The sequence below is a fragment of the Mesorhizobium sp. M7A.F.Ca.MR.176.00.0.0 genome, assembly GCF_004023165.1.
GTDB lineage: Bacteria > Pseudomonadota > Alphaproteobacteria > Rhizobiales > Rhizobiaceae > Mesorhizobium.
In genome coordinates this window covers 1-11,344 of sequence record NZ_RZTC01000020.1, presented here as the reverse complement: position 1 = coordinate 11,344, position 11,344 = coordinate 1, and the positions used below count along the sequence as shown (strand labels likewise).

General features: G+C 62.2%; 13 protein-coding genes, 1 tRNA gene and 2 pseudogenes. 4 read left to right on the top strand and 12 right to left on the bottom strand.

Annotated elements, in window-relative coordinates; genetic code table 11:
• Window positions 1–1,039 (bottom strand): annotated as a pseudogene (locus EOB59_RS35615) (PAS-domain containing protein); the annotation flags it as partial.
• A 264-nt stretch (window positions 1,040–1,303) separates the two neighbouring features.
• Here EOB59_RS35615 and EOB59_RS09510 point away from each other — a divergent pair.
• Window positions 1,304–1,654, top strand: a complete 351-nt coding sequence (locus tag EOB59_RS09510; protein WP_128288233.1) for a hypothetical protein — start codon at window positions 1,304–1,306, stop codon at window positions 1,652–1,654.
• Between the two features lie 74 nt (window positions 1,655–1,728).
• Here the strand turns inward: EOB59_RS09510 and EOB59_RS09505 are convergent, their stop codons facing one another.
• Window positions 1,729–1,965 (bottom strand): hypothetical protein, encoded by a 237-nt coding sequence (locus EOB59_RS09505; RefSeq protein WP_013529265.1) that lies wholly within the window; start codon window positions 1,963–1,965, stop codon window positions 1,729–1,731.
• A gap of 115 nt (window positions 1,966–2,080) precedes the next feature.
• Window positions 2,081–2,995 carry a DUF2865 domain-containing protein gene (locus EOB59_RS09500; RefSeq protein WP_127268025.1) on the bottom strand — a complete coding sequence of 305 codons (915 nt, stop codon included), beginning with the start codon at window positions 2,993–2,995 and terminating at the stop codon, window positions 2,081–2,083.
• Window positions 2,996–3,311: 316 nt separating this feature from the next.
• Between EOB59_RS09500 and EOB59_RS09495 the strand changes: the two genes are divergently transcribed.
• Window positions 3,312–3,524: a hypothetical protein gene (locus EOB59_RS09495; RefSeq protein ID WP_023810978.1), complete on the top strand. Its 213-nt coding sequence runs from the start codon at window positions 3,312–3,314 to the stop codon at window positions 3,522–3,524.
• Between the two features lie 14 nt (window positions 3,525–3,538).
• Here EOB59_RS09495 and EOB59_RS09490 read toward each other — a convergent pair whose 3' ends face one another.
• The 7 genes from EOB59_RS09490 to EOB59_RS09460 form a co-directional block, all read right to left on the bottom strand.
• The gene (locus EOB59_RS09490) at window positions 3,539–3,907 is read right to left on the bottom strand and encodes a hypothetical protein (protein ID WP_127809081.1); all 369 of its coding nucleotides are present in this window, start codon (window positions 3,905–3,907) and stop codon (window positions 3,539–3,541) included.
• Between the two features lie 291 nt (window positions 3,908–4,198).
• Window positions 4,199–5,026, bottom strand: a complete 828-nt coding sequence (locus EOB59_RS09485; RefSeq protein ID WP_127398231.1) for a glutathione S-transferase family protein — start codon at window positions 5,024–5,026, stop codon at window positions 4,199–4,201.
• 22 nt (window positions 5,027–5,048) lie between these two features.
• The gene (locus EOB59_RS09480) at window positions 5,049–5,630 is read right to left on the bottom strand and encodes a VOC family protein (protein ID WP_128288232.1); all 582 of its coding nucleotides are present in this window, start codon (window positions 5,628–5,630) and stop codon (window positions 5,049–5,051) included.
• A 271-nt stretch (window positions 5,631–5,901) separates the two neighbouring features.
• The gene (locus EOB59_RS09475; protein WP_128288231.1) at window positions 5,902–6,078 is read right to left on the bottom strand and encodes a Flp family type IVb pilin; all 177 of its coding nucleotides are present in this window, start codon (window positions 6,076–6,078) and stop codon (window positions 5,902–5,904) included.
• 179 nt (window positions 6,079–6,257) lie between these two features.
• Window positions 6,258–6,332 (bottom strand) — tRNA-Glu (locus EOB59_RS09470).
• 90 nt (window positions 6,333–6,422) lie between these two features.
• A complete protein-coding gene (locus tag EOB59_RS09465) occupies window positions 6,423–6,830 on the bottom strand; it encodes a VOC family protein (protein WP_127395797.1) in 408 nt (135 codons plus the stop codon).
• Window positions 6,831–6,878: 48 nt separating this feature from the next.
• A complete protein-coding gene (locus EOB59_RS09460) occupies window positions 6,879–7,262 on the bottom strand; it encodes a fimbrial protein (RefSeq protein WP_127268031.1) in 384 nt (127 codons plus the stop codon).
• Between the two features lie 28 nt (window positions 7,263–7,290).
• On the opposite strand from EOB59_RS09460, the pseudogene EOB59_RS09455 reads away from it, so the two are divergent.
• Both EOB59_RS09455 and rpoH read left to right on the top strand, forming a co-directional pair.
• Window positions 7,291–8,333: pseudogene (locus tag EOB59_RS09455) on the top strand (RluA family pseudouridine synthase).
• A gap of 191 nt (window positions 8,334–8,524) precedes the next feature.
• Window positions 8,525–9,436: an RNA polymerase sigma factor RpoH gene (rpoH, locus tag EOB59_RS09450; protein ID WP_127268033.1), complete on the top strand. Its 912-nt coding sequence runs from the start codon at window positions 8,525–8,527 to the stop codon at window positions 9,434–9,436.
• A gap of 142 nt (window positions 9,437–9,578) precedes the next feature.
• Here rpoH and EOB59_RS09445 read toward each other — a convergent pair whose 3' ends face one another.
• Together EOB59_RS09445 and EOB59_RS09440 are read right to left on the bottom strand one after the other, a co-directional pair.
• On the bottom strand, window positions 9,579–10,451 hold the full coding sequence (locus EOB59_RS09445) for an MBL fold metallo-hydrolase (protein WP_127809077.1): 873 nt from the start codon (window positions 10,449–10,451) through the stop codon (window positions 9,579–9,581).
• Window positions 10,452–10,590: 139 nt separating this feature from the next.
• Complete coding sequence (locus EOB59_RS09440; protein ID WP_127260439.1) at window positions 10,591–11,250, bottom strand: peroxiredoxin; 660 nt, start codon at window positions 11,248–11,250, stop codon at window positions 10,591–10,593.
• Window positions 11,251–11,344 lie beyond the last annotated feature (94 nt).

Genomic DNA, 11,344 nt, shown 5'->3' with positions numbered 1-11,344 from the left:
GCCATGATGCATCGTCGGCACCAAACGGATCGATGTCGCGGCTGGCGTCCATCAGATCGCGGAAGCTGCAGCCGATCTCGGCGCGCCGGGCGTCGATCTGCCAGAAATCATAGAAAGCACGGTTGATGATCTCGGTGCGCATATCGGCGTCGAGGACGAGGACACCGATCGGCATCTGGTCGACCATGGTGCGGAGACTGGCGAAGGTCTCGGCGATCTTGGCGTTCGCGCTTTTGATCTCCGCATCGCGTTGCTTGATCTCGGTGACCTCATAATAGGTCAGCAGCCGCTTGCCACCTGACAGCGCCGTCACCGAGAACATCATCGTCCTGCCGTTGGCATGGACAAATTCGCGCGGCGCGACGGATCCGGCGCGAATCTCCTCGAGACGAGTGGCAAGGTAGCGCTGCCATTGCCGTTCGTCGATGTCGCCATAGATGCCGCTGCGGCGGTTGAGCTCCATCAACAGGCTGAACGGAGCGCCGACGCCGACAGCGCCGTCCGGAATCCTCGAGAGGTCGCGATAGGCCTTGTTGACGATCAGCGTGTCGAGCCTGGCGTCGAGGAGCACGACGCCCATGTGCATGGCGTCCATCGTCCGCTCGAGGTCGGCCAGATGCTGGTCGGGCTCGCCGTCGGCCGATGGTTCCGGCCCCGGACCTTTGAAGGCGCCGGCCAATGCCGTGACGTTGCGGCCGATTCCGCGATAGCCGGCAAATCTTCCTTCGTCGTCGAACTTCGGAAAGCCTGATGTCAAGACCCAGCGACAGTCGGCGCTGCCACCCTTGAGTTCGTAGACGAAGTCGCGAAAAGGCCGGTGCGCCTGCAGATCCTCCAAATGCGCGGCGCCACTACGATCGCCGTTCAGGACCTGATTGAGGAAGTCGAAGCGGAACCGGCCAAGCACGTTTGCCGGATCGATGCCGGTGGCTGCCTGGTAATTTTGCGAGAGCCAGGAGAAGCGCAGTTCGGCGTCGGTCTCCCAGACCCAGTCGGAACCGGCTTCGACGAGTTGGCGAAGCGCATCGTTCGAATCCATGCAAGAGGCGGACGATGATGCATCGTCGCCATGCGCTGTGGATCTGCGAGGCGCGCGCTTGCCGCGCGCGCTGATTGTTTCGTTCGCTTCCGCCATGCCGTCCCCACCCCGAAAACCAAGGCCGAACCCTCCTCCGCGGTTCGTCGGCAAAATGTGCCCGAGAAGCATTAAGGATCCGCTAACCTTAACGGTCAGTTAGCTCCATTCCGCCCGGTTGTCGGCGGGGTCGAACCCGCTATATAAGCAACGGCAGGGGTATTGCTGATGCTTGGACGGATTGTGCCTTTTTTCATGGGGCTGGCGCTGCTTTTCGGCGGCGGTTGCTCGCGCAGTTATGACGGCACGGTCGTCATCCCGAGACCGCTCGATGTCCGGCGCATCTGGGATCGGCCGCCACCGAATGTCGACTACGGCCAATCCGAGGTCGAAAACGGCGCTTTTCCGGTGGCGCCGCAGCCGCCCCGGCGTTTTTCCGAGCGCAAGGTCAGCCATGCCGCACCGAAACGGCACCAGACGAGGTTGCCTGCGTCGGCGTCCCTATCGGCGCCGGCGAAGTCGCTGACCTGCAGGAACATCAGCGAGCCTGGCAAGAGAGCTCGCATGGTCTGCGATTAGATTGGAGCTTGGTCTCTTAAAAGCGGGATTCGGTCAAACAAACGCGATCCGCGGATAGCTCGGCGAACCGGCCTTCACAGGGAAGCAGCGCCTTTTTTCGGCTCCTTCGCTCCGAGTTTGTCGAGTGCAAGACGAACCTGACGCAGATCTTCCTGCCAACCGTCATCGTCGTCCATTGGACCCTCCGAGGCAGCCCGCTGCAACCCACGCGCCTCGGATTCGATCTCGCGCAGTTCGGCGATTTTCTGTTCGGTGGTCAGCGAGTCGTCTTCGACGATCTCCAGCACCCGCATTTCCCTGAACGTAGCCATGGCGTTCCTCCCGGCTGATGTCGATCACAACGCCGTGAGCGCCCCTCTGTTCCAGACGGATCGCGCAGCCGCATAGCAGCAGGCACGCCGCCGCCGGTGATCGCAAGACCGGCGATCATTCGGCCGGGAAAAATGCCGGGCCGACCAAGCGCACCGGCCGCTCGCCGGCCTCGATCGAAAGGTGCTGGGCGGCACCTGGGGCTTCGGCATCGATCCCGGGGACGGCCGCAACCGTGCCGAGATCCGGCTTCGCCGTCGGCAACGGAATAATGGCGTTGCGCATGTTGGCGGGCGTCACGGTCCTGGCTCGCAGTTCGGTGACCCGCTGGTAGTAGCGCTTGACGTCGCATGCCTTGAAATTCGCATCATCGCGATATCTGAAGGCTGCCGGCAGCTCGGTATAGGGTTTGCGCGTGTCGAGCGCGGTCATCTGGTCGGTCTCGAGGCTAGCGTCGTTCAACGTGTAGAGGTCGACGCCGGGGTCATCGCAGATGTAACGGCATTGATCGACCGTCTCCTTCAGATCGCCGCTGGCGGCGAATTGCGACTTTGGCGCCGGGAAGAAATATCCGTCCGACAGACGCACGCAAAACAGCATCGCATTGCCGGCGAACGTGGTGCTCGCCGATTGGGTGCTGGGCGCGGCGCGCACAGGCCGTTGCTTTGCCGAAGGCGCACAGCCAAGCGCGACGAGGCGCGCCTGCAGGCCCGCTGTGTCGCGGCCCGAATTCCCAGCGGCAGCGATCCGGCGCTGCACATCCGAGCGGCTCCTGGCGAGATCGGCGCAAGCGTTGAAGAGACCACCAAGCGAACTCTTCGCCGTGCACTGGCGCTGTCTCTCGATAGTCTGGATGGCTGCAAGTTGCCGGCGCAACTGGGCAAGCTCCGGGCTCGCCCCGCCGCTGCGGCCAGCCGAAAGCAACTGGCTTCTGATCGCGCCGCAGCTGTCCGCGTAGGACGAAAGCGTACCGAACAAAACTGCCGCCAGAGAAATAAATGCGATCACCATGGAAGGCCAGAAACGGATCATCGGGACAACTGGTCCTTTTTGCGGAGAACCTGGAATTTAGAGTCCATGACTTCAGCAAGCTTCGGTTACATGAGTAGTTCCTAATAATCTAACGAATTTCGACATGAATGACCTATTGTCTATTGTACTACGTCACCTCATGTAAATTCGATATTGCATTTTTATTTCAAGATTGAGACGAACCTCGAAAGAAAGCGCAAGCCTGACCATCGCCGAGGACCTGCAGCGCAACGGACCAAGATCAATGCGCATTATCGCCAGGCGTTCGAAACCTTTGCCCGGTCTTCCGCGTTGAAGGACCAAAAGGAGAACGCAGATGTCGATCCACTTCACCGTCTCCGACCTGACAAGAAACCTGTTTCACTCGCTGGGGCTGGACCAGCGCGCGCCAAGGCCACTCAATCCCGAGCAAAGCCTGTTGCTGGAATGCTATCTGGCCGGCCAGGTTCCTGAATCAGCCTGGAGCGACTACGTCTTCGAGACGCCCGATCTTGCCCGGCACGCGGAGGCCAGGCGCAGTCACCACTGAACCGGCAGCGGCGCCTATTTTGGAGAAGCGAATTGCAACGTAAACACGTTGCCAGCGACCCCTTGCGCCAGCTTCGCCGAGAAAGTCAGGGGCAGGCAATCCTGCAGGGCCGCTGTCGCGGCATCGACAAACGATTTCTTCGCTTTGGCATCACCATCCACTTTAATGGCCGTCGGCCTCGGCGGGCCGATCAGCGTGCCATCCCGCTTGAAGCTGAAGCTCAAGGTGACGCTGGCGGTCCCGGCGTCCGCCGGCGGTGTCCAGCATGCCTGGATCGCTGCCCCGACATCGTCCATCGTGTTGAGTTCGGCTGCACTCGAAGCATGGACAGCGGTTGCCAGCATCACGCCCGCAACCGCAATCCGTCTCGCAACGCTTTTCATCGCCAGCCCTCGTCTCATACTGACCGACAATCCATGCCGGACTGCCGAGATGGATGGTAGGGCCAACGCCGGCAATGACAATATCTCTCGACAAAAGTTGACGCCAAAAAAGCGACACTGGACGAGGCCTGCGTGCCAATTCGCACTTGGCGATGGCGTGCAAAAGCAAAAAGGTCGGCATTGCGCCGACCTTTCCTATCGCTACGACGTTCTGCGCCAGTACATCCGTGGTCGCGGGCCGAAAGCGAATTGCCTGCAGTAGACAGGGCTTTGGTTAACGTATCCTTAACCTCAGGCCTTGGCCTGCGACTTCACATGGGCGATGTAGCCGCGCACATCGCCGGCCGGCTCGCTATAAGCCTTGCCGAGCGTCTTCTCGATCGCCGCCACATAGTCCTTCGCCCACTTGGGCAAGGCATAGTCGACGACGGCCAGGAATTCGAGCGTCGCCGCCAAGCGGATATCGGCGATTGAAGGATGCTTGCCGCCGATGAACGGCTTGCCGTCCCTGAAGAAGCTGTGAAACACTTCGAGCGGCTCGGCGATCGCCGCCATCGCCGCCTTCTGGGCCTCCGACTTCCTGTCGGGGTGCGCGTCGCTGTGGCCGACCTCGCCGGCATATTGTGGGAAGCCGAGCGCCGGATAGGTGGCGCGTGCCACATAGGGGTAGAGCGTGCCGATCAGGTAGAACATGGCACTGTCGACCATCGCCCGCTTGGCCGGCGCCTTCGGATAGAATTTCTCCAGCCCGTGCTTGTTGGCGAGATACTGCATGATGGCGCAACTTTCCCACAGCACGCCTCTGGGGAGGCCCTTGTCCTCGATCATCGGTGTCAAATGGGCGGGATTTCGCGCCATGAACTCCGGCGAACGGGTGTGGCCCCAGGCATCGGTCTCGGCATGGTCGAAACCGGCCGCGCGCGCAAACACCCGCACGGTCATGTTGTTGACGCTGGGCTTCAGCATGCTGAGCTTCAACGCCGGCTTCTTGGCCGGCTTGGCCTTGGGCGCGGCTTTTGCCGTCGCCTTCACCGCAGGCTTGGCGGCCGCCTTGGCTTTTGGCTTTGCCGCAGCTTTCGCCGCGGATTTCCCGGCAGTCTTCGTCGCTGTCTTGGCCATCTTGTTCCTCCCTCTGGTCTGTTCAGTATGGGTTCTTCGGCGCCCGATCGTCCGACAAGGTGGCGCGGGAACGTTCGACGAGCGCCTGGATCGCATCGGCGAGATGCACTTCGGCGATGTTGTAGTCGCCGCGCGCGACCCGCAGCCTGTGCGCTTCCATCAGCACATCGGCGTGGGTGAAGCCCGCTGGCGGTTCGAAGCGGTAGGACGCCACTTCGATCAGCAGGCCGAGCGGATCCTCGAAATAGATCGAATCCATGAAACCGCGATCCTTGACGCCGCTGTGCTTGATGCCGCGCTCGTCAAGACGGGAGACCGCCTGCAGGAAGGTGACGCGCGACACCGAAAAGGCGATGTGGTGGACACAGCCCGGATCGGTCGGCGTGCGCCGCTTCTCCGGTGTGCGGCTCTCGTCGGTGAAGATGGTGATCAGCCGGCCGTCGCCGGGATCGAAATAGAGATGGCTTTCCCTCGGCTTGTCGAGGTTGGGCTGTTCGAAGATGAACGGCATGCCGAGCACGCCTTCCCAGAAATCGATAGAGGTCTGGCGCCCGGCGCCGACCAGCGTGATGTGATGAACGCCCTGCGACTGCAGCTTCTGCATTGGCATTCCTCCCCCACGGCATGAACTGGCCGTCCGGGCAGCGCGGCGTTCTGCGCGCCGCCGGAGCCGAACCTCAGGATCCGTGACGTGATGCTAATGCAAACAGGGCCGCAGCGCCAGAAGCGACGAACGCGGCGACGCAACGGATAAGCCGGATGATTGAGAGTGCGCCGCCCTTCCGATGCCCGGACATCGGAAGGGCGTACACGCTACGCTTTTGGAGGCTGAGGGTCGACGATCCGGCCGACGGCCGACCGAATGAGATACCGACTTACGAGCCGCTGCTGTTGACCGTAGTGCCGACGTTCGTGAAGATTCCGTTGAGCGAATTGCCCAGCGCCCCGGCGCCGGTGATGATCGCCAGCGCGATAAGAGCCGCGATCAAGCCATACTCGATCGCGGTCGCGGCCGACTCGTCCCAAGCGAAACGACAGGCTATTTTCTTCATGTCGACCTCCTACAGCTACTAAAGCGGCAACTAATATATCGTCGTGAGTTGCGGGGGCGTTAAGGTTCTCGGTTTCGGGTCCGTTAACATTTGCCAGACGAATGAAATGAAGGCCAGTATCGAGGGTCGTCGACTTCAGAAACGAAATCGGCGGCATCCTGCGAATTTGTCGAAAAACTTGGTACGCCCAAGGGGAATCGAACCCCTGTTCCCGCCGTGAGAGGGCGGTGTCCTGACCGCTAGACGATGGGCGCGTTCAAGAACCGGCGATATAGGCTGAGCGCTGGGAAAAAGCAACTGGGCTTCGCTGGCTTTGTCGTATCGGGGAAAAGCCGTCCGCAAGCCTAGCGTTTCGGCTCGATCAGATCCCAGAGATTCCCATGCAGATCGGCGAAAACCGCCACCGTGCCATAGGGCTCGAAGCGCGGTGCTTCGCGGAATTCGACGCCCTTCTCCAGCATCGCCGCATGGTCGCGGGCAAAGTCGTCGGTTTCCAGGAACAGGAAGACACGCCCGCCGGTCTGGTTGCCGATGCTCTGCCTTTGCGCCTCGTCGGACGCTTCGGCCAGAAGCAGCCTGGCGCCCTGCCCGTTGGCCGGCGCGACCGTGATCCAGCGCTTGCCGCCGCCGAGATCGACATCTTCGACGAGCAGGAAGCCCAGCCGCTCGACATACCAGGCAATCGCCTCGTCATAATTGGCGACGACCAGGGCGACCGTGGCGATGCGGCGATGCTCGGCGAACCCGCTCATGCCTGAGGCTTGCTCATTGGCCTGCTGCCGTTCATCGTTGCGGCTCGGTCACTTGTTGCGGATCGCAAAGCGGCCGATCAGGCGTCGCTCGGTGATGTCGTAGACGAAGATCGTGCGGCTGCCGTCGGCAAGCTCGGCGTCGATCGAGACACGATTGCCGGACAGCGACTGGCTGACCACCGTGGCGCCGACCGGCAGCACGATGTCGCCGTTGACCGGTTCGCCGGCGGGTGTCTGGATATCGCCGGCCAGCGGCGGGTTCGCCGGCGGTGCATTGCGCGCTTTGTAGACAAGGGCGCCGATCACCACCATAAGGGCGAGGAACAGCAGGCCGAGATTGATCCCGACGAAGCGGACGAGTTTCCTGCGCACCTTTTCGACCTCGGGGTCGAGCGGCTTATCCTGGTCTTCTTCGGCGATCGGGCTGGCCATGGCAAAACAGTTCCGGAACGGTTTTTCAATGAGCGCTCATAGCGAAGAGGCCCCTGAATTGATAGAGGCGGAACCGACAGTGCTGGTGGCGGGCGCGGATGCGGCCGGCCTGCGCCTCGACCCGTGTGGCTGGCCGCAAGCCTTGGCCCGGACATGTCACGCAGCCGCGTGCAGATGCTGATCAGGCAGGGCGCGGTCTCGGTCGACGGCAAGCCCGTCGACGAGACCAAGCGCAAGATGGCGCCGGGCGAGAGCGTGTCGGTTACCATGCCGGAGCCGGAGCCGGCGGAGCCGCAGGGCGAGAACATCGCACTCGATGTACTCTATGAGGACGACGAACTGATCGTCATCAACAAGCCGGCCGGGCTTGTCGTGCACCCCGGAGCGGGCAACTGGACCGGCACACTGGTCAATGCGCTGATCCATCATTGCGGCGACAGCCTTTCAGGAATCGGGGGTGTGCGCCGGCCGGGCATCGTCCACCGCCTCGACAAGGAGACCAGCGGCGTCATGGTCGTCGCCAAGACCGACCGCGCCCACAAGTCACTGTCCGAGGCTTTCGCCGATCACGGCCTGACCGGCGACTTGAAGCGTGCCTATCTGGCGCTGGTCTGGGGCATACCGCAGAGGCCGACCGGAAGGGTCGACGCGCCGCTCGGCCGCGCCGCCGACCGCGTGCGCCGTGCCGTGGTGCCGGAAGGACGCGACGACGCCCGCCATGCGGTCACCCACTTCGCCGTGCAGGAGCGCTTCGGCGAGAGCCAACAGGAGTTCGCCACGGCCAGCCTGGTCGAATGCCGGCTGGAGACCGGCCGCACCCACCAGATCCGTGTCCACATGGCGCATATCGGCCATCCGGTGATCGGCGACCCCGACTACGGCCAAGCCTTCCGCACCAAGGCCAACCGGCTGCCCGAACCGCTGAAAAGCCAGGTCAAGGCATTTCCCCGGCAGGCTTTGCATGCCTGGCTCCTTGCATTTCGCCATCCCACTACCCATCTAACGATGAGGTTCGAGGCGCCGTTACCGAGGGACATGGAGGAACTCGTCGGCGGCTTCCGCAAGCTCTGAACCCGCCATCCAAAAAACCTGACTGACATTGTTCACTTCAGCGTGACACACTGTTTCGTGTTGAACAAATGCCTGTCTTTTCTGGTTTTGTTCCTGTATAAGATCTGATGTCGCGGGCGAGCCTTTTGGTGCTCGCGTCACATGCCCGCCGCGTTTCGGGGGCATCACTCCAATAGAGAGGGGGCGCTATCATGGCCCAGTCACTACCCAGTATCGTTTCCGGCGAAGGCGGCCTCAGCCGCTACCTGGAAGAAATCCGCCGCTTTCCCATGCTGCAGCCGCAGGAAGAGTACATGCTCGCCAAGCGTTATGCCGAGCATGAAGACACCTCCGCTGCGCACAAGCTCGTCACCAGCCACCTCAGGCTCGTCGCCAAGATCGCCATGGGCTATCGCGGCTATGGCCTGCCGATCGGTGAAGTGATCTCGGAAGGCAATGTCGGCCTGATGCAGGCCGTCAAGAAATTCGAACCCGAGCGTGGCTTCCGCCTCGCGACCTATGCCATGTGGTGGATCAAGGCCTCGATCCAGGAGTACATCCTGCGCTCGTGGAGCCTGGTCAAGATGGGCACGACCGCCAACCAGAAGCGCCTGTTCTTCAACCTGCGCAAGGTGAAGGGCAAGATCCAGGCGCTCGACGACGGCGACTTGAAGCCCGACCAGATCACCGAGATCGCCACAAGGCTGAACGTTTCCGAAGCCGAAGTGGTGTCGATGAACCGCCGCCTGTCCGGCGACGCCTCGCTCAACGCCCCGATCCGGGCCAGCGAAGGCGAATCCGGCGAATGGCAGGACTGGCTGGTCGACGACCACGAAAGCCAGGAAGAGATGCTGATCGAGCAGGACGAGCTGGAAAACCGGCGCGGCATGCTGTCGGGCGCTCTTGCCGTGCTCAACGAGCGCGAGCGGCGCATCTTCGAGGCCCGTCGCCTCGCCGAAGAGCCGCTGACGCTGGAAGAGCTGTCGTCCGAGTTCGACATCAGCCGCGAGCGCGTGCGCCAGATCGAGGTGCGCGCCTTCGAGAAGGTGCAGGACGCGGTCAAGGCCGCCGCCAAGCGCCAGACCCAGGCGCTGCGCACGATTGAGGCGCAGCCGGCGGCGTAAGGTTAGCTAAGGCAACAAAAAATCAAGGCGGCGCCAGGAAACCTGGCGCCGCCTTTTTTGTGGCTGATTGGGAGTTGGCGAACGGGGGCGACAGCCAATCTCCCCCGCAAGGGTCGAGATTGGCAGCTTCACCAACGGCCCCTCAAAGCCCGTCCAGCGGAAACTTCAGGTACCGCCGGCCATTGGCTTCGGGTTCGGGCAGCCTCCCGCCATTCATGTTGACCTGCAGCGCATGCAGGATCAGCCGCGGCATCGGCAGCGTCCTGTCGCGCGCCTCGCGCAGGGCGACGAACTCGGCCTCGCTGCAGGCGGCGGCAAGATGGATGTTGGTAGCCTTCTGTATGGCGACCGTGCTTTCCCACAAAGGCTCGCGGCCGCCGGCCTGATAGTCATGGCCGACGAACACCCGCGTCTCGTCCGGCAGCGCCAATATGTCCTGGATCGAGCGCCAGAGCCGCGCGGCACTGCCGCCGGGAAAGTCCGTCCTCGCCGTGCCGCTGTCGGGCATGAACAGCGTGTCGTGGATGAAGGCGGCATCGCCGATCACATAGGTGATCGAGGCCAGCGTGTGTCCGGGCGAGAACAGCACCTTGACCGGAAGGGTACCCACTTGGAAGGTTTCGCCTTCTCTAAACAGCCTGTCCCACTGCGAACCGTCGGCGGGAAAATCCGGCCAGTTGTAGATCGCTTTCCACAGTTTCTGGACCTCGATGACCCTGTCGCCGATCGCCGTCGGCGCGCCGGTCTTCTCTCTCAAGTAATGCGCCGCCGAGAAATGGTCGGCATGCGGATGGGTGTCGAGGATCCATTCGACGCTCAGTCCCTGCTCGCTGACGAAGTCGAGCAGGACATCGGCATTCGTCGTTGTCGTAGCACCGGATTTCTCGTCGAAATCAAGGATCGGATCGATGATGGCGCATCGCTTCGTCGCCTGGTCGGCGACGACATACTGGATGGCGCCGGTCGGCTTGTCATAGAAGCCGCTGACCTGCGGCCTGGCCAAAGCTACGTCCAATTCCGGCTTCCCCAACTCTCGGTCGCCAGGAATGATTTTCTCTGACGACACCCGAGAGGAGCATGGTTGTCCGCTCGGGTGAGCCAGTCAAGTATCCTTTCGCTCGCGGCGACAGGAAAGCCAAAACTGTTCCGAGCGGTCAGGCCGACGGCTGCTTGGTCTTCCGCAGATACGGCAGGATGGTCTCATAAGCGCCGAAGCGTTTGATTGCATCCTCGTTGGAAACGGCCGCGGTGATGATCACGTCCTCGCCCTGCTTCCAGTTCGCCGGCGTCGCCACTTGATGCTTGGCGGTGAGCTGCATGGAATCGACCGCGCGCAGGATCTCATCGAAATTGCGCCCCGTGGTCATCGGGTAGGTCAGCACCAGTTTGATCTTCTTGTCCGGTCCGATGACGTAGACCGAGCGCACTGTGGCGTTGTCGGCGGGCGTGCGGCCCTCCGACGTCTCGCCGGCACCGCCCGGCAGCATGTCGTAGAGCTTGGCGACCTTGAGGTCCTTGTCGCCGATCAGCGGATAGTTCACCGAATGACCGGTCGCCGTCTTGATGTCGTCCTGCCACTTGCCGTGACTTTCGACCGGATCGACCGAAATGCCGATGATCTTGACGTTGCGCTTCTTGAACTCGCCTTCGAGCCCCGCCATCGTGCCAAGCTCGGTCGTGCAGACCGGCGTGAAATTCTTCGGGTGACTGAACAGGATCGCCCAACCGTCGCCGATCCAATCATGGAATTTGATCGTCCCTTGCGTGGTCTCGGCGGTAAAATCCGGCGCAATGTCGTTGATACGAAGGCTCATGGTACATCTCCCCTGTAAACGGAACCGTCGGCAGCGAGGAACGGCACACGGCAACCCACGCCGCCATCAAGCTGTCCCGCCCTGCATCGTTGCT